The sequence below is a fragment of the Proteus sp. fly-1008 genome (assembly GCF_040140305.1).
Lineage (GTDB): Bacteria > Pseudomonadota > Gammaproteobacteria > Enterobacterales > Enterobacteriaceae > Proteus > Proteus vulgaris_B.
Window position 1 is genome coordinate 109,456 of the sequence record NZ_JBEEWH010000008.1, and the last position, 21,305, is coordinate 130,760.

Genomic DNA, 21,305 nt, shown 5'->3' on the forward strand with positions numbered 1-21,305 from the left:
CAGTGATTACTTACCTTGATTTAACCATTGCATATAAAGCTCTACACCTTCGGCAACTGTTTTAAAAGGTGCGGAATAACCTGCTTTACGTAAATTTGTTAGATCAGCTTGAGTAAATGCTTGGTAACGACCTTTCAATTTCTCAGGGAATTCAATATGTTCAATAGAGAGATCTTTATCTTTATGATGAGCAATAACGGCATCGGCAACAGCTTGGAATGATTCAGCTCGACCCGTACCACAGTTAAAAATACCGGATACATTATTACGCCAGAACCATAAATTAACCGCTGCCACATCGCCAACATAAATAAAGTCACGTTGGAAGGTTTCACTACCTTCGAATAATTTGGGATTTTGACCGGCATTGACTTGGTTATTTAAATGGAATGCGACACTTGCCATACCGCCTTTATGACCTTCACGTGGGCCATAAACATTAAAATAACGGAAGCCACAAATCATCGAATCTGCTTCAGGTAAAATCTGGCGTACATATTCATCAAATAAGAATTTTGAATAACCGTAGACATTTAAAGGTGCTTCATATTTTCTCTCTTCGATAAAATTATCAGTGCGACCGCCATAAGTTGCAGCAGAAGAGGCATATAAGAAAGGAATTTGGCGCTCAAGACAAAAATGAAGTAGCTCTTTAGAATATTGATAGTTGTTATCCATCATATATTTGCCATCCCACTCAGTGGTAGAAGAGCAAGCACCTTCATGGAAAACAGCATCGATATCACCAAAATCATCACCAGCAACAACACTCGCAATAAAATCTTCCTTATCCATATAATCAGTGATATTGAGATCAACTAAATTAACGAATTTGGTGCCATCTTTGAGGTTATCAACAACCAAAATATCGGTATAACCTTCATCATTTAACGCTTTAACAATATTGCTGCCGATAAAACCTGCACCGCCCGTGACGATAATCATGTGGCTACCCCTTCATATAAAAATCTTAAAATTAGCTCTAGGTCTATAATAACACTGAACAGCGTTAACGGTAGTATTCATCACGGAACAACAGACTGAAATTCTCAAAAAATGCAGTGTGTATTAGTGATCTTAATTACATAAATAACATTATTTATTTACATTTGTCGTTTTTAATAGAACAAAGGCATAGAATAAGAAACAAAGCTGACTATATTATAGTCAAAATATTTATGTTTCGCTTTTCAGCTTGCTGTCTTAGGAGAAAGTATGTCTACTCCCGCATTTTATCAACAAATTAATCAACAACTCGAACAAACTCGTCAAGATGGCCTCTTTAAAAATGAGCGCATCATCACCTCTTCACAAAGTGCTGATATCGCCGTTGCTGACGGAAGCCATGTTATTAACTTCTGTGCTAACAACTATCTAGGTTTAGCAAATCATCCCAAGCTGATTGAAGCCGCAAAAGCAGGTATGGATAGCCACGGGTTTGGTATGGCATCTGTCCGTTTTATTTGTGGTACTCAAGATTCACATAAAACATTAGAAAATAAAATTGCTGAATTTTTGGGTATGGAAGATGCCATTTTGTATTCATCTTGCTTTGATGCCAATGGTGGACTATTTGAAACACTAATGGGCCCAGAAGATGCCATTATTTCTGATGCCTTAAACCATGCGTCTATTATTGATGGTGTGCGTTTATGCAAAGCTAAACGCTATCGCTATGCCAATAACGATATGGCCGAACTGCGCATACAACTCGAAAAAGCCAAAGCAGATAATGCTCGCCATATCATGATCGCTACTGATGGTGTGTTTTCAATGGATGGCGTGATCGCCGATCTCAAATCTATTTGTGATTTAGCAGATGAATTTGGTGCATTAGTGATGGTTGATGATTCTCATGCCGTGGGTTTTGTGGGAGCGCAAGGTCGGGGCACTCATGAATATTGCGATGTAATGGGAAGAGTTGACATTATCACAGGCACTTTAGGTAAAGCGCTAGGTGGTGCCTCTGGTGGTTATACAGCGGCTCGTAAAGAAGTGGTCGAGTGGTTACGTCAACGTTCTCGCCCTTATTTATTCTCCAATTCATTAGCACCTGCCATTGTTTCAGCCTCTATTGCCGTATTAGAGATGTTGAAATCAGGTGATGAAATTCGTGATCGTTTATGGCGCAATGCCTCACTTTTCCGTGAAAAAATGAGTGCCGCAGGTTTTACATTGGCAGGTGCCGATCACGCGATTATTCCAGTGATGTTAGGTGAAGCTAAATTAGCGCAAGAATTTGCAACTCGTTTACTTGATGAAGGGATTTATGTCACAGGGTTCTTCTATCCTGTTGTACCACAAGGGCAAGCACGTATACGTACGCAAATGTCGGCTGCACATACTCCAGAGCAAATTGAACGGGCAGTGGCGGCATTTATTAAAATTGGTAAACAACTTAATGTGATTGCATAAGGCTCCCATATGAAAGCATTGTCAAAATTAAAAGCACAAGAAGGTATTTGGATGACCGATGTTCCAGTACCTGAACTTGGTCATAACGATGTGATGATCAAAATTCGTAAAACAGCGATTTGTGGCACTGATGTTCATATTTATAACTGGGACGAGTGGTCACAAAAAACAATTCCTGTGCCTATGGTCGTTGGCCATGAATATATCGGTGAGATTGTTGCGATAGGGCAAGAAGTTAAAGGCTTTAATATTGGTGATCGTGTCTCGGGTGAAGGGCATATCACTTGTGGGCATTGTCGTAATTGTCGTGGTGGTCGCACTCATTTATGCCGTAATACTATTGGTGTTGGTGTAAACCGTCCAGGCTGCTTCGCTGAATATCTGGTTATTCCAGCTTTTAATGCGTTTAAAATTCCAGACAACATTCCTGATGAATTAGCCGCTATTTTTGATCCTTTTGGTAATGCTGTACATACCGCATTATCTTTTGATTTAGTGGGTGAAGATGTGCTGGTTTCTGGCGCTGGCCCCATTGGAATTATGGCTGCTGCAATTTGTAAACATGTAGGTGCTCGCCATGTGGTGATCACTGATGTTAATGAATATCGTCTTGATCTCGCGAAAAAAATGGGTGTTACCCGAGCTGTTAATGTTAGCAAAGAAAACCTAATCGATGTTATGAAAGAATTAGGCATGACAGAAGGTTTTGATGTGGGATTAGAGATGTCTGGGGCACCTCCAGCGTTTCGTACTATGCTTAATACCATGAATCATGGTGGCCGTATTGCCCTTTTAGGTATTCCACCTTCGGATATGGCAATTGATTGGGGACAAGTTATCTTTAAAGGGCTGTTTATTAAAGGTATCTATGGTCGTGAAATGTTTGAAACGTGGTACAAAATGGCCGCGCTTATCCAGTCTGGTCTTGATCTTACTCCAATTATTACTCATCAATTCTCAATTGATGAATTCCAGAAAGGCTTTGATATCATGCGTTCAGGTCAATCAGGTAAAGTGATTTTAGATTGGCAGTAATGAGTGCTTATTAAGCCAAAAAAGAGCCTTTCAAGGCTCTTTTTTATTGCATTACTTTTCAATTTCACCCATTGAATTAGGATTAGGTGGGTTGGGTAAATTCTTTTTTTCTGATGAGCCAAATCCATTGGATAACGTATTAATCAGCGTACTTTTCTTCATCGAAATAATCGCATCTTGTGCGGGTTTTAACCATGTGGCAGGTTTTGGCTCTTGCGGTTGTTCTGTAGGTGGTACAACTTTTGGTGGTTCGGGCTGTGCTGGTTTTTCTATTTGTGGTTTTAATAGACTACTTGGTGCGACTAGTTGAATATCCGCTGGGAGTAAAGGCAGTTGTTGTTGCAATGCTCTGACGGTAGAAGGATGAGGGTGTCCAATAGCGATGGCTGAGCCATTTTTTCGCGCTAAAGCAATTGCACGAGCAAGTTGTTGGCGAGTCTCAGCTTCTGTTTGCACGTTATCGAGAAAAACATGACGACGCAAAGAGGGAACACCCGCGGCTTTAGCTGCAATGGCAGCTTGTGTATTACCAATGGTTACGCTATCTAAAAAATAGAGGTTTGAGTGATTAAGCGCTTTAATGACTCTATCCATCGCTTGTCTATCTGATGTCATTGCACTGCCCATATGGTTATTCATACCGACGGCGTAAGGCACATTATTAATAGCATGTTGAATAATGCGATTAATTTCAGCCTGATCCATTGACGGTTTTAGGGTATCACGCTCTAAAGGCTGTTTACTGATAGGAGCCATGGGCATATGGATGAGAATTTCCCGCCCTTGTGCATGGGCTTTATTCGCCACTTCTTTACCATGAGGTGAGTCAGGCAAAATGGCAATAGAAACCGCAGTTGGAAGTTGTAAAATTTGGTTATCTTCTTTTTTACGATAACCAAAATCATCAATCACAATGGCTAATTTGGCCGCAAATGCAGGTGTACTCACAACCAGACTTAGCAACATTAAACTAAGTAAAAAAGCACTCTTGCGTTGTAATGTGCCAAGTAATTTCAAACCTACCTCCCAAGCCAAGGAACAGGGTTCACTGCTTTTCCTTGACGTCTAATTTCAAAATAGAGTGCTGAACGCTCTTGTCCACCACTATTACCGACTAAAGCAATAGATTGGCCTGCTTTTACTTGCTGACCGACATTTACTAAAGCACTTTGGTTATAACCGTAAAGGCTCATATCACCTTTTCCGTGTTCAACCACGACAACCAAACCATAACCTTGAAGCCAATCTGCAAGTAATACACGACCATCAGCAATCGCTTTTACCTCAGTGCCTTGGGCTGCAGGTATAACAATTCCTTTCCAACGCAATTCACCAGAGCCAGAAATAGATTCACCAAAACGGTGTAATAAAGAGCCTCTAATTGGCCAAATTGCTTGTCCTGCGGGTTTGCCTAAACCACCTGTACGTGACATCAATGATTGCTCTTCAGCCGTTGGTTTATAGGTTGAACCTCGCTGTTGGGCTTCACGTTGTTTAGCGGCAATGCGGGCAGCCTCTCGAGCCTCTCGCTCTGCGCGGGCTTTAGCTTCTCGCTCTGCTTGTGCGATTTTATTTCTTAATTGGGCTTCGTTAGCTCGCATAGTGGCTAAGTTTTTCTGATCCGCTTTTAAGGTGGATTCAAGTTGAGTTAGTGTTTTTTGTCGAGCCGCTAATGCGTTATCAAGCTTTTGTTTTTCTTGCTGCTGTTTAGTTAAGACTTGTTTTTGTTCGTTTTGTTTTGCTTGCTGCGCGGTTTTTTCCGCTTCCAGTTCTTTTGATGTTTGAGCCAGTTCGGCCATTGTCTCTTTTCGTGCATCATTGATATAGCTGTAATACGCCAAAATACGCTCTTCACGCTGACCCTCTTCACCACGAAATAAGAGTTCAATACCTTGGTGTTTACCCTGACGATAAGCGGCGTCCATTTGACGGGCTAATAACGCTTGTTGTGAATGATATTGTTTTTGTAGGCGTGCAATATTCGCGGTAATTGTTTTGATCTCTTTACCTAAAGTTTGTAAGCGACTTTGAGTTTCATGCACTGAACGACCTGCATTAGAGATTTGTGTCTCTTGTGTTTTTAATTGATTAAGAAGCGCAGTTCGTTGTTTTTGTTGTTCTTGAACTTGTTTTTCTTTTTCCGCAATCGTGGTTTGTAGATCTTTTAGTTGATTGCGATTATCTGTTAATGAATTGGCAAAAACAGGAGTGGCTGAAAATAGAGTGGTACTAATAAGCAACGTGATTAACGGTAAAGAAAATACACGATAAGACTGATGTGTTTTTTTTTGAAGATCCATTTTCTCTGCCATCTGACCAACGTACCTTTCATAACAGTTTGTAAGATTATTTCATGCCACAAAACAACTGACCAGCTAACATGAAATAAAGCCGAAATTTCAGATAATACCTAACAGGTAATCTATTCAATTAATAAGAGATTATAAAGCAATAATAGAAGGAGAGAGGAAAAAAGAGGCAATCCGTGTGACAGCGCAATAAAATATCACGCTGTCCACGAGAGAAATTATTCGACGATAGTACCCCAAAGGTCATATTCATCTGCGTGTTCAATAAGAACACGAACGATTTGTCCTGGCTCTACATCAAACTGCTCGTTAAGGTAAACTGCACCATCAATTTCAGGTGCATCAGCCATACTTCGACCAATAGCGCCTTCTTCATCGACTTCATCAATCATCACAAGTAGCACTTTGCCAATTTTCTCTTGTAAGCGTTCAGTCGAAATTTGTTGTTGTAGTTTCATAAAACGGTGATAGCGTTCTTCTTTTACTTCTTCAGGTACTTGATCGGCTAATTCATTCGCTTTCGCGCCATCAACAGGGCTGTATTTAAAGCAACCTACACGATCTAAACGTGCTTCGGTGAGAAAATCCAATAACATTTGGAAATCTTCTTCTGTTTCACCCGGAAAACCAACAATAAAAGTAGAACGTAAGGTTAATTCAGGACAAATTTCACGCCAGCGTTTTACACGCTCTAAGGTGCGCTCAACGGAGCCAGGGCGCTTCATTAGTTTTAAAACTTTCGGGCTTGCGTGCTGTAATGGAATATCTAAATAAGGCAAAATTTTGCCTTCAGCCATTAAAGGAATAACATCATCAACATGTGGGTATGGGTAAACATAATGCAAGCGAACCCAAATCCCTAATTTTGCGAGCTGTTCGCATAAACTCACCATACTGGTTTTAACTGGCATTCCATCCCAAAACCCTGTTTGGTGCTTAGTATCAACACCATAAGCAGACGTATCTTGTGAGATAACCAGTAATTCTTTTACCCCTGCGTTGACTAATCTTTTGGCTTCATTTAATACTTCACCAATTGGGCGACTATCTAAATCACCACGCATGGATGGGATGATGCAGAACGTACAACGATGATTACAACCTTCAGAAATTTTCAAATAGGCGTAATGGCGAGGTGTTAACTTGACACCTTGTTCGGGTACAAGGCTGATAAAAGGGTTGTGATCAGGTTTTGGCACATAGTGATGAATATGTGATAAAACTTGTTCATAACTATGAGGCCCTGTGATTTCGAGTACCTTTGGGTGCACTTCACGAATTTGATTCTCTTTTGCACCTAAACAACCGGTAACAATGACTTTACCGTTTTCATCGAGTGCTTCACCTATTGCTTCTAGTGATTCTTGTACTGCGCTGTCAATAAACCCACAGGTGTTGACGATGACTAAATCAGCATCATTATAGGTAGGAACAACTTGATAACCTTCTGTGCGCAGTTCGGTTAGGATACGTTCAGAGTCCACTAAATTTTTAGGACAACCTAATGAAACGAATCCAATTTTAGGCACTTGATTTGTTTGCGACATGCTCGTGTTCTCAATACTTTTAAATAAATAACAGATTGTTGTTTCTCAGACAGGTATGAATTTTACGCAAAGGGTAATTTCTACGTAAATAGCCATTATAAGGGATGCTGATTTATTAATAGCTTGCCTGAAGAGGGATCTTGTAGAGTAAAAAGGGGTGACCTTTTTAATTCATCATTTTTCATAAATCCGGTGCTAATGGTACATAAATCCGTCAATAAAAAAAATGATTGTTGAGAAACTTTCCGCAAAAACTGAAAGAGAAACGCAGGAATAGGCTGTAATTGCGCCATGACAAAGGTATACTTTGGCTCTTTGATACTATTTTTAACTAACGAGAGTGATTGCATCCTATGCTGCAAGAAGTAATGCAATTTTTCAACCGGCACACCCTGTTAAGTTTTGTTTGGGTTGCGCTGCTGGTGGCGGTCATTGTATTGACCTTTAAAGGGCTTTTTTCTAAGACGAAAAATATTTCCCGTACAGAAGCGATTTCTTTGATAAATAAAGAGAATGCGGTATGTGTTGATATCCGTAGCCGTGATGAATTCCGTAAAGGACACATCATTGATTCTATCAATTTAACGCCTTCTGAAATCAAAAATAATAATATTGCTGAGCTGGAGAAATATAAATCACAGCCAGTTATTGTTGTATCACCGTCAGGCATTGAAGGTGCAAAACCTGCTGAAAGCCTAATTAAACTCGGTTTTGAAAAAGTCTTTATCTTAAAAGATGGTCTTTCAGGCTGGAGTGGTGAAAATTTACCACTGGCTAAGGGTAAAAAATAACGAGCGAGCAGATTGAGTTCTATACTTACTGCTATTCAATTAATAAGGATATAAAAAGGTAAGATTATTATGTCAGAACAGCAAAACCAAGAGATGACTTTTCAAATTCAGCGTATCTATACAAAAGATATCTCTTTTGAAGCGCCTAATGCTCCACAAGTTTTCCAAAAAGAGTGGCAACCAGAAGTTAAATTAGATCTAGATACATCTTCTAATACTTTAGCTGAAAACGTGTATGAAGTTATTTTGCGTGTCACTGTAACTGCAACTATGGATAACGAGACTGCATTCCTGTGTGAAGTGCAACAAGCGGGTATCTTCACTGTTGAAGGCATTGAAGGCACTCAATTAGCACATTGCTTAGGTGCATATTGCCCTAACGTTCTGTTCCCTTATGCTCGTGAATGTATCACTAACTTAGTCAGCCGTGGTACTTTCCCACAACTGAACTTAGCACCAGTTAACTTTGATGCGTTGTTTATGAACTATTTACAACAGCAACAAACTGATGCAGCTAATGAAGGGGCTGAAGAAGCTTAATGAACGCTTCTATGACAGTTATCGGTGCCGGTTCATACGGCACCGCTTTAGCGATTACCTTAGCGCGCAATGGCCATGATGTTGTGCTTTGGGGTCATGATCCTGAGCATGTTGCGGCGTTAGAACAAGCACGCTGTAATCAGGCATTTCTGCCCGATGTTTCCTTTCCTGATAGTTTATACATGGAAGCTTCTTTGCAAAAAGCCATTGAAGCCAGCCGTAATATTCTGGTTGTGATCCCAAGCCATGTTTTTGGTGACGTATTACAGCAGATCAAACCCTTTTTACGTCAGGATGCACGTGTTGTTTGGGCGACAAAAGGACTTGAGGCTCATACTGGTCGCTTATTGCAAGATGTAGCGCGTGAAGTATTAGGTAATGAAATCCCGCTTGCAGTTTTATCTGGCCCTACTTTTGCCAAAGAACTTGCTGCAGGTCTGCCTACTGCGATTTCTGTTGCATCAACGGACAACACCTTTTCTGAAGAGTTACAACAGTTGTTCCATTGTGGTAAAAGTTTTCGTGTGTATAAAAATCCTGACTTTATCGGTGTGCAATTAGGTGGCGCGGTAAAAAACGTGATTGCTATTGGCGCAGGTATGTCTGATGGTATGGGGTTTGGTGCGAACGCACGTACAGCACTAATTACTCGTGGCCTTGCTGAAATGAGTCGTTTAGGTAAAGCATTAGGTGCAGATGCCGCAACGTTTATGGGAATGGCGGGGTTGGGGGATTTAGTTTTAACCTGTACCGATAACCAATCTCGTAATCGTCGGTTTGGCATGATGTTAGGTCAAGGGCTTGATGTTGATACGGCACAAGAAAAAATAGGTCAAGTAGTTGAGGGCTATCGCAATACCAAGGAAGTCCGCGCATTAGCAGAACAAGTTGGTGTTGAAATGCCTATTACTGAGCAGATCTACCAAATTTTATATCAGCATAAAGACGCGAAAGAAGCGGCATTATCTTTATTAGGTAGAGCCACTAAAGATGAGATAGACAGTAATCTATTCTAAGTCTATTTTAGATAGTTGCTTAAGGCATCAGTTTTGGTTTTAAACATAAGAAGCCTAAGTTTTTACTTAGGCTTCAATGTAAAAGAATGAGAGTGAGCATGTCGCTAGAAGAACTAAAAAAAGTCTGGGATCATATTAAAGGTGAAGCTAAATGTTTGGCGGATTGTGAGCCTATTTTGGCGAGCTTCTTCCATGCGACATTACTCAAGCATGAAAACTTAGGTAGTGCCTTAAGTTATATGCTGGCGAATAAATTAGCGACTCAGACTATGCCTGCGATTGCTGTTCGTGAAATTGTTGAAGAAGCATATCGTAGCGATGCCTCGATGATTGAATGTGCTGCTTATGATATTTCAGCGGTTCGCTTGCGTGATCCGGCTGTTGATAAATACTCAACACCACTGCTTTATTTAAAAGGCTTTCATGCCTTACAAGCTTATCGTATAGCTCACTGGTTGTGGAACCAAGATCGCAAAGCCCTTGCTGTTTATCTGCAAAATCAAATTTCTGTGACCTTTGGTGTCGATATTCACCCTGCTGCGCGCATTGGCCACGGTATTATGCTTGATCACGCAACAGGTATTGTGATTGGTGAAACAGCAGTTGTTGAGAACGATGTCTCAATCCTACAGTCTGTCACTTTAGGCGGGACAGGTAAAACAGGGGGAGATCGTCACCCTAAAGTCCGTGAAGGTGTGATGATTGGTGCGGGTGCTAAAATCCTTGGTAATATTGAGATTGGTCGCGGTGCCAAAATTGGTGCGGGATCAGTCGTTTTACATGAAGTTCCTGCACACACTACCGTTGCTGGCGTTCCTGCTCGCATTGTCGGTAAACCTACCAGTGACAAGCCTTCATTCGATATGGATCAACACTTTAATGGTGTGGTGCCGGGTTTTGAATGTGGTGATGGCATTTAATGGCATTAGCAGAAGTTACACTTTCTGAACTTAAGGCTTGCTTACACGCCGAGTATATTGGCGATAACAAGCCTTTTAGTTGGATACGTCTTTTTCACCGTGTCTTTTTTTGCCAACGTTCACGTTACCTATTTTGGTGGCGTGTCGCCCAATTCTTTTATTTTTCTAAAAATCGTTTTCTTAAAAAATTAGGCATTCGTATTGGTGCTAAAAACAATCGTAAATATTGTAACGATATCTCATTAAGAACTCGCATAGGTAAAGGCCTTTCGTTACCACATCCAATCGGGATTGTACTGACTAATTACTGCCAATTAGGTGAGAACGTAACCTTAATGCAAGGTGTGACCATTGGAGTAAAAGAAAAGGATGGCAAAGCAGATATTCGAGTTGGCAACCATGTTTATATTGGTTGTAATTCTTCGATTATCGGTGGTGAGATAGAGATTGGTGATAATGCAGTAATTGGTGCTCACGCATTAGTATTAAAGGATGTGGGAGAAGAGTGTCGGTATATTACAAAAGTTGTTGCCGAAATCAGACAATTATCAGAGTCATAAATTAAATTTTTAGCTGTTTGAAATAAAAAAAGCGCTAGTCATTATTTATGATCAGCGCTTTTTAATTTCAGTCTCTTAGCAATGCACCAGGATAACCGAGTTGACGCCATGCCTCAAAAACCACAACAGCAACGGTGTTTGATAGGTTCATACTGCGACTATCAGCAAGCATTGGAACTCTGATTTTCTGCTGTGTTGGCATATTATCCAATACATAAGGCGGTAACCCACGGGTTTCAGGTCCAAAAAGGAGATAATCTCCATCTTGATAGCTCACATTGCTATGTGCTGGTGTACCTTTTGTCGTTAACGCAAATACACGCGCACCTGTCGGTGATTGTGCATTATCTGGGTTTAAACCTTCACTTTCTAAAAAAGCATAGTAATCGTGGTGCTGTTTAATATCAGCAAATTCACGATAATCAAGCCCTGCGCGACGTAGGCGTTTATCATCCCAAGTAAAACCCAAAGGTTGGATCAAATGAAGATGAAAGCCTGTGTTAGCACACAGGCGGATAATATTACCCGTATTCGGTGGAATTTCGGGTTCAAATAAGACGATATTGAGCATAAAAAATAGGTTTAATCGTTACCAAAGAGATCACGAGTATAAACTTTTTCTTCAACATCGTTTAGTGCAGATGCCATTCTGTTTGTAATAATCACATCAGAGATTGATTTAAACTCATTTAAATCACGAACTAATCTTGAGTTAAAGAAAGTTTCTTCTTTCATCTCTGGCTCATAAATTACCACTTCAATCCCTTTGGCCTTAATACGTTTCATAATGCCTTGGATAGAAGAAGAACGGAAATTATCAGAACCCGACTTCATAATTAAACGATACACACCGACGACTTTTGGTGATTTTGCAATAATAGAGTCTGCAATAAAGTCTTTACGTGTGCGGTTAGCTTCTACGATTGCACTAATAATATTATTAGGAACAGAATCGTAGTTTGCTAATAGTTGTTTAGTGTCTTTTGGTAAGCAGTAACCGCCATAACCGAATGATGGGTTATTGTAATGATTACCGATACGAGGATCTAAGCAGACACCCTCAATAATTTGTTTTGAGTTCAGACCATAAGATTCGGCATAGCTATCTAATTCATTAAAGTAAGCAACACGTAGCGCTAAATAAGTGTTTGCGAATAATTTAATTGCTTCTGCTTCTGTTGAGTCTGTAAAAAGAACATCAATATCTTTCTTTAATGCGCCTTGTTGTAAAAGGTCCGCAAATTTTTGTGCTCTTTCTGATTGTTCACCAATCACAATACGAGAAGGGTATAAGTTATCGTAAAGCGCACGACCTTCACGTAAGAATTCAGGAGAAAAGATAATATTATTCGTATTATATTTTTCTCTCATTTCTTTTGTAAAACCAACAGGAATGGTTGATTTAATAATCATTGTCGTGTTTGGATTATATTCTAAAACATCACGGATCACAGACTCTACAGAAGAGGTATTGAAGTAGTTTGTTTTAGGATCGTAATCGGTTGGGGTTGCAATGATAACGAACTCAGCATCTTTATAAGCGAATTCTTTATCTAATGTTGCTGTAAAGTCGAGCTCTTTGGTTGCTAAAAACTCTTCAATTTCTTTGTCTGTAATTGGAGAGATTTTTTTGTTCAGTAATTCAACTTTTTCTTTATTGATATCTAACGCAACAACTTTGTTTTTTTGGGAAAGAAGTATTCCGTTAGATAGACCGACATAGCCGGTACCGGAGATGGTGATTTTCATAGTTTCTCTTATTTAAGATATTAACATCTTACTTTATTTTTTTTTATAGGAATATAAAATCTTAGCTAATGGGTAAGGTAAAATTTTCAATATGAAAAAGTGTAATTTATAACTTCCAATAGTATTCTTATATTTGAAATATGGATCTGCTTTATGTTTTTTATAGTCATGATAACTACCAAGTTCTAGGCAATTATATATTAAATGAATAATATTTTTTGTAATAAAAAACTTTATCCATTTGTCTTTGTTAACTATTTTTTTTAACTCTGTGATAATATAGCGTTCATTGGTTGGTCGTGTGTTTCTAGAGTTTCCTATATTATTAATATAATATTCATAAATACATTCTCTTGAGAAAACTGTTTGAAAGTTTATAGCAAGTAGTGAGCAGAAGTAAATATCTTCAGTATGTGTAATGCCACTAGGGAAAAAAATATTTTTTTCTAATAATGCTTTTCTTTTTATACAAAAAGTAGATACACAGCATGGGAATGATCCTGGGTGAAATGCTGCAATATAGAAAAAATTATTTATAACAGAATGTGTATAATCATGTCCTAATATTTTATCAACATCAATGGCTTTTTTTCGATTTTTTTCATCTACTCGATAATAATTTGTACAGAAAAAGTTATTTTTAGGATAAGTATTTATTAGATTATTAAAATGCTCAAGTGCATTTGGTAAATAAATATCATCAGCATCTAAAAAAACTAAAAAATCGCCAGAGGAATGTTTTATTCCAGTGTTTCTGGCAACAGAAACACCGGCATTTTCTTGTTCGATAATGATTATACGAGGATCTAAAATATTTTTAGCTATAAAAAGGCTATTATCAGTTGAGCCATCATCTACAATAATAATTTCAAAGTTTTGATAGGTTTGATTCAATACTGAATTTATGGTTTTATTAATATATAACTCTTTATTATACAGAGGAACAATTATTGAAAATTTCATTTTATTGGAATACCTTATAAATAATAAAGAATATGAATGGTGCTACAAAAAAGAAAACAAATAAACGAGCATAAAATATAGACATAAAAGAAGATATAAAATTAGTTCTTTTCTCTATTGCAACGGATAAAGCAGGATCAATCTTAAATGTTAAAAGTAAAGTTGCAAAAGCATTAATTATACCCGATGTCTGAGTAATCATTATTTTATTCTCTGGAGATATTAAAGCAAAATAAAATGTTACAAAAACACCTAATGCATGAATGGCATAGATAAAAACAGAAATAAAAAAATATTTTATATCTATTTTATAATGATTTAATTCTGAGATATCATAATTTTTATTTAAGTGAAAAGATTTAAAAAAAGATTTTATTAAACCATAACCAGAAACGTATTTTTCAATAAAACCGATATAGAAGTAGCATATTCTTCTTCTTAAGAAAAATACTAAGGAGCCAAGAATGAATACAAAATAGAAAGATATTATGACACATAATAAAAAAATACTAGGTTGATAATTTTTATCAACCATGAAACCAATGAGAGGCATTAATAATACAGAGAAAAAACGGGTTAAAGTGAATGTTGTGTTTTGTAGTGAATATGCAATTGCATTTTTATCAATAAAATATCCAGCAACACGACTATACTGTGATATAAACTCTATAAATAACATCATTCCATAAAGAAATGGAATCACAAATAAGCACCAATAATCGTAAAAAATATTCATCTAAAATTCAACCGTTTTAAAGCATATAGTGAAAGAGCAAGCATTAACCAAGGTGCAGTAACTGTTGTTGTACTGAAAAATAGAATTTGAAATATAGAAATGACTAAAACTGAACTATAAAAGCAGTTAGTATTTGAATTTACTCTAATTTGACAAAGACAGTATGTAGATAAAATAATAATTGAAATTAATCCTAATAACCCGCTTTCTAATGCAATTTGAGCCCCATATGAGTTTGGTTTTAAAAATTCTACATTTTGAGTTGTTAAAAATGTAATTGAATTAGTATCAAAACCAACCTGATTCATAATTAGAAATATCTCTTTTCCACCATTGCCAATACCAACACCCATCGGCTCAATAATACCACCTACATATCCTGAAATGACAGATATAAGCCTTATACTCCCAAAGTATTGGATATCATTTAAAGTGAATCTGTCTTTAACCATCCAAAATGAGTCAATTAAACTAGAAATCCTTGTAGGAAGAATAACTCCAATATTAAAAGTATAGCTTAACCATATGTAGAAGGGTAATATAATTAAAATTAAAGAGGAAATTATTATTTTAGGTGAGCTTATTCTAAAGAAATAAAAGAACAAAAATATAACTAATAGCAATAAAAACATAAAGTATAAAGATGCACTTTTATTTAAAATGACACAAATAAAGGTAAGTATAATGAGAAAAGCGGTTTTGAAATTACTATTTCTAGTATATATATGAGGTGTAAGTCTATAGGATATTATAAAGATAAAAATCAAAAAGATATACTTTGCAGCATGTGCTGGTTCTGAGTATAATATTCCAACCCCACGCATATCTCCATAAGTTCCAAATCTAGCTCGTTTTATTAATAATTCAAAATAAGGATTAATTAAATTATTTATGAACTCTGGGGATAATGTTTGAATAATTGAAAAGCATATAAAAATATAAGTATAAAACTTTATTTGTTTTGTGCTTAATAAGTCAAAATTTTTATAGAAATAGCAAAATATAGCAGGTCCAATCATATACATAAAATATGTGGCGGCATTAGATAATCCATCTTTTATTCCATAAGTAAGAGATGGTAGTAAAATAATAAAGAAAAAAAGAACTACTAATCCACTTTTACTTATTTTTTGGAAAAAAATAAAACTAAATATACTAAATAAGATTATAAATATACCAATTATTGGCTGTATTTCAGCTGAAATAAATGGAATGAAATTAAATGAGCAAAATATAGAAAAAAATAAAATTATTTTAAATAAATCTTTTCCTAATAAAGAGTGGCTACAACTCAATTTTTTTTCCTCTATAATTTAAATAGTGTTTTTTCACTCCATAAAAAACATATGATATCATATAAAAGGAGGATTGAAATATATTGAGCTTCTCTACATCTTTATAAATTTTATATTGTCTAGTGATTTCTTTCCATTTATTTGAAGATAGTGAATTTTGTGATAGTCTATAATAAGCGATAATATCTTTGCATAGAATGAAATGAATATTGTTTTTCTTTGCTATCTGTAGCCATAAAGCATAATCTTCTTTAACAGTATTTGGAAAATAGCATTTACCTAAAAATTTGGTATCATATATTACAGTTAGACAACCAATATCACACCCTTTTAGTAAGGTATAATAATTTATCCTATTACTAGGGATAAATGTACCTAATTTTTTATTATCTCTACTATCAAATATATTATATGACCCATAACAAAAATGAGCATTTTCTTTTATAAGAAGATATAACTGTTTTTCTAGTTTATCTTTAGTCCAATAATCATCACAATCTAAAAATGCTATAAATCTTTTAGTTGAATTTAAGATACCAATATTTCGAGCTTTTGATGCACCACTTTGCTTTTCTTGCGTTTTAAATACTTTAATATTGTTAAATTTATTTGAATACTCCGTTGCTATCGCATAGCTATTATCAGTTGAATGATCATCAATAATAAGTAATTCCCAATTTTTAAAGGTTTGATCTAAAACTGAGTTAATAGATTCTGGCATGAAATTTTCGCCATTAAAAACAGGCATTATAACACTAACAGCAATATCATCTATTGAATTTAACATAAATTAATTCCATACAGTTATCACTCACACCAACATATTTTTTATAATCTAATGAATATTCGTTATTATTCTTTGCTCGCATTATAGCAACTTTTAATTCATTTATGTTATTAGTGTTTTTACCTTGAGTTAATTCACTGTAATTTATAGTGAATCCTCTCTGATTAGTATACTTTTCTAAATCAGGAGTAAAAAATATCACTTTTCCACCTGTAGGGGCGTATTCAAAGCAAGCGCTAGAATAATCTGTTATCAAACAATCATAGTCACTATAAAATTCGATCATATCTTCTACGTCATGAGAAATAAAATTTATATATTCATTTTTATCTATTTTTTTTATTTTAATCATATCATATGGATGTAGTTTAATATCAAGTTTAAATTCATTTTCATGCATGAAGTGATAATCTAATGAATAGATAAGTGAACTTACAATTTTTATAATATCATCGCTACCATCTCTCCATGTAGGAAGATACAATATTTTATAACTACCATGATTATTTTTTATTTTTGTTTGTTCAGCTTTTTCCTGAGAAGGACTTCCATAAAAAAGAATTTTATTAGTTTTATAATTAAAGCTCTCTACTAATTCATTCCCTAATATTGAATTCGATGTAATTAAGTATGAATAGCTAAGCTTGATTCTTAATTTATATAGAAATAAATACGTGGTATTCAGTAGGTTTGATTGATATTTTTGGGTATCAAATTGACTTTTAAGAAGAATTTTTTTTAGAGGATACCCGTGCCAAAGTTGAACCCTAGTAGTTAGGATACAGGAAATTGGTAAACCACCAATTCCATGGCTTAAAAAAATTGCTTTAGATGAACTCAATGAAAAACATAAATTAATATATTCTAGATTATTTAATTTATTGATATAATTCGTTGTAATTGATTGACAATCTTCTTTTTTTAATAAGTAAAAATCATATAGATATCTAATATTTCCTTTTAGTCCTAGCGGTGAGAAAAAATAATATTTATTTTTTTTGCTGAAGACCTTTATTAATAAGCATATAGGAAAAATCAATAGTGATATTAGGAATTTCTTATTCATTAATAATTGTTCTTTATTACTGTTGTTTAACAACTTCAATAATTTCAGTTGTGGATATTGATGGGGTTCTTGGGAGATAAATAACTTCACAATCAGATTTTACCCAATCAAATCTTCCTTCCCAGTCATCTCCCATGACCAATATATCAGCTTCATATTTTCTTATATATTCAAGCTTTAGTTCTAAAGATTCTTCTAAAAATACTTCATTTACATATTTTAATGATGAAATTATTTTTGTTCTATCCTGTTGACTATAAATTGGATATCTTTGCTTTTTACTGAAATTTAATTGATCTGAAGATATTCCAACAATTAGATGGTCACCTAATGCGGCTGCTCTTTCTAAAATATTTACATGACCTACATGAAATACATCAAATGTACCAAACGTAATAACACGCTTCATTTTTAAAGTCTCTTTATTAGTCATAGCTACCGCACTGGGTTTACGGCCCCCAGAGCGCCAAAGTTATCTTGAAAAACCCTTATCCTTTTGTAATATAAGGGTTTTCTTATATAAGCATACTTTATCAATATGCTGAAAACCGCACTGAGAGTAGACTCTTCAAACCAGACGGTCAAGTAATAGCTGGGTATTTTAGCATTGATTGAGGATATATAAATACTGGAATAACGCTCGATTCAGCCAGATCATTCTGAATTGCATCATTAGATGCTAGCAAAAAGAACATGCTACCTCTTCTCTAATAAGTAGCGCTATATATCGATACAGTAATTTTACTGCTCTATTTGTTGATGGTTGGGTACTTAGAACCGTTGTTTGTAAAAATAAGCTGAAAAGGAATGGGGTAAAAAGATAGGCAACCATCTAAATATTATTAATGCCATAATATTTAGATGGTAATGTTGAGATTGGATAAGTGATATTTATTTCTTACGAAGTTCGTCGAATCTTTTTAGGTTCATTTCAGCTTTGTAAGCTTCAAATAGTTTTTTACAATCATATTGTGGCTCATAGCCTAGCTCTTCTTTAGCATTTGATACATCCATTAGAAAACCGCCACCATATGGTTTATTTGGCATATAAACGATTTTTGATTTTTTTTCTGGAGGAGAAAAAACATCAATGATAGTTTCTATCTGTTCCTGGAGTGTAATAGGAATACCTGTACCTATATTATAAAAACCTTCGTTTCTATTCACTAATGTCGCTTTACACAGCATTTGGCTAAAGTCATCAACATAAACCATATCTTTAGCGTAATTTGGGTTTCCCCATAATTCGATATCTTCACCTTTTTCTGCTTTTTCTATCATTTGGTATAAAGGTCTTTTAGCTTTTTTTCCATTTGGAAAATAATAATGATATGGGCTGTAATTATATATAGTGGGTAACCTAAAAATAAATTTTTTAAGGTTATATTCTTGATGATAATGCTCAATTAATTCTAAAGCAGTGTTTTTTGAAATAACATAGACGGCATGGTCACCTTTATAATCAAAACTCTTTTCTAAGTCAGGTGATAAAGTAATATTTTCTCCTGCATGTAATGAAATATCGAAAACAGTCTGAGTATAAAGAATTCTATCAGCTTTAACCTTTCTGCAATATTCTAATACGTTAAAAGCACCCATGATATTTACATTTAAATATTCATAAGGGTCATACTCATCCATATAAGATGGAATTTTTGCTGCTAAAAGCATAACAGCATGAATATTATCAGTAGGTAATTTTTCAAAATCAGCTGAGTTGGTAATATCAACACTAACATATTTTATATTATATGCATCAAAAGTATTAGTTTCACGACTACCAACCGCAATAATTTCAAAATTACTCTCATTAAAGAAATCTGAACAATAACGGGTTAGGTAGGAGCCAACATTACCAGTAGCTCCAAATATTATTATTTTTTTCATTAGGTTATACCTTATATTTAGCGATCATATTTATGATAATATTCATATCGTTAATATCGTATCGTTGGTCACAGGGGATCGGAAGTATGTTTTTAGCATAGTTATATTCAATACTACTTTTATCACATTCCTCTAATACATTAGGCCATAGTGTGGGTATGTATATTTTATTTTTAATTAAGTGTTTTTTTAAATTATCTGAGTTTTTTATTAATAAAGGATAGCAAAAAGGTGCATCAGGGATTGTGTTTTTTAATATATCAAGGCTGTTAATATGTGATAGGTTTTTATATAAATAAGAAAAATTAGTATTTCTTTTTATTATTGTTTTTTCATAATCGATTGCGCCCAGTATATTTTCTGAAAATTTAGACATGGACTGTATAGGGATATTTGAAATTTTTTCTTCACAATTTATATGCTGTTCATAATAATTACTTGCACATTCCTCGCTTCTTCCTATCAGTGGAATTAGATCATCTTTTATTTTGGTATCATTAAAGGAATTACTAATTACTTTGTTACAAAATAAATAAGCACCATCAGGAATACCAAAATATTTTCTACAAGAATATAATGTGGGTACATTAGATATAGGTGGTTGAAAAAAAGCCTGTGTATTATCGATTATAATATTTTTATATTTATTTTTATATTTTAATATAGTCTCGTTGGAAATAAAACCATAGTAGTTCACAATATATAAAAATGAATTTTCTACTTCTTCAATAATGGGTAAGAAATTACTGTCGATATGATAGTAGTTTATTTTTATATTTGATATGTTTTTATGTAAATATTCTTTTACACTATTGCATAAAAAATAGGGTAAAAGTAGTTTTTTTATATTATATATTTTAATTAATAATAATAAAGCGGATCTTCCGCTGTTTAATCTTATATTATTTTCATACCAAGGTTTGTTAACTAAAGATTCTAATTCAAAATAGCCACCTATTTCTTTTTGCATAAAATGAGAGCCTTAATCTAATAAATATTTATTTAATAAAGTTTTAACTTCAGATTTTGAATTATTCATTAATACATCAATCATAGACAAATTTGGTTGATATGATTTGCAATTATATTGTATGTAGTGAACATTTTGGGGCGTAATAAAGTTAAGGTTTATATTATTGGATAAAAACTCCTCTTTATTATAGAGTTTCTTTCCTCCTACACTATTTACATAGTTTCTACAATTGTAAATATTACAAAGTTCTATCAACCTTTCTTTAGCACTTATATTTTTATTGTTATTTATTAATGATGAATAGTTGTATTTAAAATCAATTTCTAAATATTTAAATGTTTCAATTATTGAGTTTGATGCTATATGAGCAATGTTTCTATTTTTGTCTGTTAATACTTTTTCAATTATAGGATATATAAAAGGAAAGTAGGGAGCTTTAGAATATGCTTGTGATATAGATGCTAATATTTTTCTAACATCTTCTTGAAAATATAGTTCGTTAATTTTTTTGAAACTGGATGCTTTTATTACAGGAATAGTGAATAATTGAGGGCCATTTTTTGTTAAAATACTATTTCTATTTATATAGCCATTTTTAATATAGTTAACATCATCGTAGAATATAAATATATCACTATGATAAGCTAATTGGTAATATCCAATATATGGAAATAAGTATGGTTGCATTACAGCTAAAGTCATTGTGTATAATTCCC

General features: G+C 34.7%; 22 protein-coding genes. 7 read left to right on the plus strand and 15 right to left on the minus strand.

The window, feature by feature from the left end; all coding sequences use genetic code 11:
* Positions 1-6 precede the first annotated feature (6 nt).
* The gene (rfaD, locus tag ABN256_RS13895; protein WP_072070447.1) at positions 7-945 is read right to left on the minus strand and encodes an ADP-glyceromanno-heptose 6-epimerase; all 939 of its coding nucleotides are present in this window, start codon (positions 943-945) and stop codon (positions 7-9) included.
* Positions 946-1,215: 270 nt separating this feature from the next.
* Between rfaD and ABN256_RS13900 the strand changes: the two genes are divergently transcribed.
* On the plus strand, positions 1,216-2,415 hold the full coding sequence (locus ABN256_RS13900; RefSeq protein WP_072070446.1) for a glycine C-acetyltransferase: 1,200 nt from the start codon (positions 1,216-1,218) through the stop codon (positions 2,413-2,415).
* A gap of 9 nt (positions 2,416-2,424) precedes the next feature.
* Positions 2,425-3,450, plus strand: a complete 1,026-nt coding sequence (gene tdh, locus ABN256_RS13905) for an L-threonine 3-dehydrogenase (protein ID WP_349439599.1) — start codon at positions 2,425-2,427, stop codon at positions 3,448-3,450.
* A 51-nt stretch (positions 3,451-3,501) separates the two neighbouring features.
* Here tdh and ABN256_RS13910 read toward each other — a convergent pair whose 3' ends face one another.
* The 3 genes from ABN256_RS13910 to rimO form a co-directional block, all read right to left on the minus strand.
* The gene (locus ABN256_RS13910; RefSeq protein WP_349439600.1) at positions 3,502-4,467 is read right to left on the minus strand and encodes a divergent polysaccharide deacetylase family protein; all 966 of its coding nucleotides are present in this window, start codon (positions 4,465-4,467) and stop codon (positions 3,502-3,504) included.
* A gap of 2 nt (positions 4,468-4,469) precedes the next feature.
* Positions 4,470-5,762 carry a murein hydrolase activator EnvC gene (gene envC, locus ABN256_RS13915; protein WP_197269697.1) on the minus strand — a complete coding sequence of 431 codons (1,293 nt, stop codon included), beginning with the start codon at positions 5,760-5,762 and terminating at the stop codon, positions 4,470-4,472.
* Positions 5,763-5,977: 215 nt separating this feature from the next.
* On the minus strand, positions 5,978-7,306 hold the full coding sequence (rimO, locus tag ABN256_RS13920; protein ID WP_072070442.1) for a 30S ribosomal protein S12 methylthiotransferase RimO: 1,329 nt from the start codon (positions 7,304-7,306) through the stop codon (positions 5,978-5,980).
* A 353-nt stretch (positions 7,307-7,659) separates the two neighbouring features.
* On the opposite strand from rimO, the gene ABN256_RS13925 reads away from it, so the two are divergent.
* The 5 genes from ABN256_RS13925 (at position 7,660) to ABN256_RS13945 (ending at position 11,133) form a co-directional block, all read left to right on the plus strand.
* A complete protein-coding gene (locus ABN256_RS13925; RefSeq protein WP_023583406.1) occupies positions 7,660-8,097 on the plus strand; it encodes a rhodanese-like domain-containing protein in 438 nt (145 codons plus the stop codon).
* A gap of 69 nt (positions 8,098-8,166) precedes the next feature.
* On the plus strand, positions 8,167-8,637 hold the full coding sequence (secB, locus tag ABN256_RS13930) for a protein-export chaperone SecB (protein WP_006534205.1): 471 nt from the start codon (positions 8,167-8,169) through the stop codon (positions 8,635-8,637).
* The gene (gene gpsA / locus ABN256_RS13935; RefSeq protein ID WP_023583407.1) at positions 8,637-9,653 is read left to right on the plus strand and encodes an NAD(P)H-dependent glycerol-3-phosphate dehydrogenase; all 1,017 of its coding nucleotides are present in this window, start codon (positions 8,637-8,639) and stop codon (positions 9,651-9,653) included. Before secB ends, gpsA begins: the two co-directional genes overlap by 1 nt.
* 98 nt (positions 9,654-9,751) lie before the next feature.
* Positions 9,752-10,573 carry a serine O-acetyltransferase gene (cysE, locus tag ABN256_RS13940; protein WP_196554624.1) on the plus strand — a complete coding sequence of 274 codons (822 nt, stop codon included), beginning with the start codon at positions 9,752-9,754 and terminating at the stop codon, positions 10,571-10,573.
* Entirely contained in the window at positions 10,573-11,133 is a 561-nt protein-coding gene (locus ABN256_RS13945; protein ID WP_349439601.1) for a serine acetyltransferase, read from the plus strand. Before cysE ends, ABN256_RS13945 begins: the two co-directional genes overlap by 1 nt.
* Before the next feature lie 67 nt (positions 11,134-11,200).
* Here the strand turns inward: ABN256_RS13945 and trmL are convergent, their stop codons facing one another.
* The 11 genes from trmL to ABN256_RS14000 form a co-directional block, all read right to left on the minus strand.
* Entirely contained in the window at positions 11,201-11,704 is a 504-nt protein-coding gene (gene trmL / locus ABN256_RS13950) for a tRNA (uridine(34)/cytosine(34)/5-carboxymethylaminomethyluridine(34)-2'-O)-methyltransferase TrmL (protein WP_036933349.1), read from the minus strand.
* 11 nt (positions 11,705-11,715) lie between these two features.
* Positions 11,716-12,882 (minus strand): nucleotide sugar dehydrogenase, encoded by a 1,167-nt coding sequence (locus ABN256_RS13955; RefSeq protein WP_349439602.1) that lies wholly within the window; start codon positions 12,880-12,882, stop codon positions 11,716-11,718.
* Positions 12,883-12,915: 33 nt separating this feature from the next.
* Positions 12,916-13,845, minus strand: coding sequence for a glycosyltransferase family 2 protein (locus tag ABN256_RS13960; protein WP_349439604.1), 930 nt, complete (start codon positions 13,843-13,845; stop codon positions 12,916-12,918).
* Between the two features lies 1 nt (position 13,846).
* Positions 13,847-14,548: a lipid II flippase family protein gene (locus tag ABN256_RS13965; protein ID WP_349439605.1), complete on the minus strand. Its 702-nt coding sequence runs from the start codon at positions 14,546-14,548 to the stop codon at positions 13,847-13,849.
* A 29-nt stretch (positions 14,549-14,577) separates the two neighbouring features.
* Entirely contained in the window at positions 14,578-15,876 is a 1,299-nt protein-coding gene (locus ABN256_RS13970) for a hypothetical protein (RefSeq protein ID WP_349439606.1), read from the minus strand.
* Positions 15,866-16,663: a glycosyltransferase family 2 protein gene (locus ABN256_RS13975; RefSeq protein WP_197269693.1), complete on the minus strand. Its 798-nt coding sequence runs from the start codon at positions 16,661-16,663 to the stop codon at positions 15,866-15,868. The genes ABN256_RS13970 and ABN256_RS13975 overlap by 11 nt, the downstream gene beginning before the upstream one ends.
* Positions 16,644-17,729: a CDP-glycerol glycerophosphotransferase family protein gene (locus ABN256_RS13980; protein ID WP_197269692.1), complete on the minus strand. Its 1,086-nt coding sequence runs from the start codon at positions 17,727-17,729 to the stop codon at positions 16,644-16,646. The genes ABN256_RS13975 and ABN256_RS13980 overlap by 20 nt, the downstream gene beginning before the upstream one ends.
* A gap of 16 nt (positions 17,730-17,745) precedes the next feature.
* Positions 17,746-18,138, minus strand: coding sequence for an FAD synthase family protein (locus tag ABN256_RS13985; protein WP_197269989.1), 393 nt, complete (start codon positions 18,136-18,138; stop codon positions 17,746-17,748).
* Positions 18,139-18,620: 482 nt separating this feature from the next.
* Positions 18,621-19,616, minus strand: coding sequence for an NAD-dependent epimerase/dehydratase family protein (locus ABN256_RS13990; protein ID WP_072070680.1), 996 nt, complete (start codon positions 19,614-19,616; stop codon positions 18,621-18,623).
* 4 nt (positions 19,617-19,620) lie between these two features.
* Positions 19,621-20,586, minus strand: coding sequence for a hypothetical protein (locus tag ABN256_RS13995; protein WP_197269690.1), 966 nt, complete (start codon positions 20,584-20,586; stop codon positions 19,621-19,623).
* A gap of 12 nt (positions 20,587-20,598) precedes the next feature.
* On the minus strand, positions 20,599-21,291 hold the full coding sequence (locus tag ABN256_RS14000) for a WbqC family protein (RefSeq protein WP_349439607.1): 693 nt from the start codon (positions 21,289-21,291) through the stop codon (positions 20,599-20,601).
* Positions 21,292-21,305: the final 14 nt, after the last annotated feature.

Coding starts and splice junctions, on each gene's coding strand:
- ABN256_RS13975 (WP_197269693.1), bottom strand. CDS start 16,663: ATGTTAAATTCAATAGATGATATTGCTGTTAGTGTTATAATGCCTGTT.
- secB (WP_006534205.1), top strand. CDS start 8,167: ATGTCAGAACAGCAAAACCAAGAGATGACTTTTCAAATTCAGCGTATC.
- ABN256_RS13900 (WP_072070446.1), top strand. CDS start 1,216: ATGTCTACTCCCGCATTTTATCAACAAATTAATCAACAACTCGAACAA.
- ABN256_RS13945 (WP_349439601.1), top strand. CDS start 10,573: ATGGCATTAGCAGAAGTTACACTTTCTGAACTTAAGGCTTGCTTACAC.
- ABN256_RS13990 (WP_072070680.1), bottom strand. CDS start 19,616: ATGAAAAAAATAATAATATTTGGAGCTACTGGTAATGTTGGCTCCTAC.
- rfaD (WP_072070447.1), bottom strand. CDS start 945: ATGATTATCGTCACGGGCGGTGCAGGTTTTATCGGCAGCAATATTGTT.
- trmL (WP_036933349.1), bottom strand. CDS start 11,704: ATGCTCAATATCGTCTTATTTGAACCCGAAATTCCACCGAATACGGGT.
- rimO (WP_072070442.1), bottom strand. CDS start 7,306: ATGTCGCAAACAAATCAAGTGCCTAAAATTGGATTCGTTTCATTAGGT.
- ABN256_RS13980 (WP_197269692.1), bottom strand. CDS start 17,729: ATGAATAAGAAATTCCTAATATCACTATTGATTTTTCCTATATGCTTA.
- envC (WP_197269697.1), bottom strand. CDS start 5,762: ATGGCAGAGAAAATGGATCTTCAAAAAAAAACACATCAGTCTTATCGT.
- ABN256_RS13985 (WP_197269989.1), bottom strand. CDS start 18,138: ATGAAGCGTGTTATTACGTTTGGTACATTTGATGTATTTCATGTAGGT.
- tdh (WP_349439599.1), top strand. CDS start 2,425: ATGAAAGCATTGTCAAAATTAAAAGCACAAGAAGGTATTTGGATGACC.
- ABN256_RS13960 (WP_349439604.1), bottom strand. CDS start 13,845: ATGAAATTTTCAATAATTGTTCCTCTGTATAATAAAGAGTTATATATT.
- ABN256_RS13955 (WP_349439602.1), bottom strand. CDS start 12,882: ATGAAAATCACCATCTCCGGTACCGGCTATGTCGGTCTATCTAACGGA.
- ABN256_RS14000 (WP_349439607.1), bottom strand. CDS start 21,291: ATGACTTTAGCTGTAATGCAACCATACTTATTTCCATATATTGGATAT.
- gpsA (WP_023583407.1), top strand. CDS start 8,637: ATGAACGCTTCTATGACAGTTATCGGTGCCGGTTCATACGGCACCGCT.
- ABN256_RS13995 (WP_197269690.1), bottom strand. CDS start 20,586: ATGCAAAAAGAAATAGGTGGCTATTTTGAATTAGAATCTTTAGTTAAC.
- ABN256_RS13925 (WP_023583406.1), top strand. CDS start 7,660: ATGCTGCAAGAAGTAATGCAATTTTTCAACCGGCACACCCTGTTAAGT.
- cysE (WP_196554624.1), top strand. CDS start 9,752: ATGTCGCTAGAAGAACTAAAAAAAGTCTGGGATCATATTAAAGGTGAA.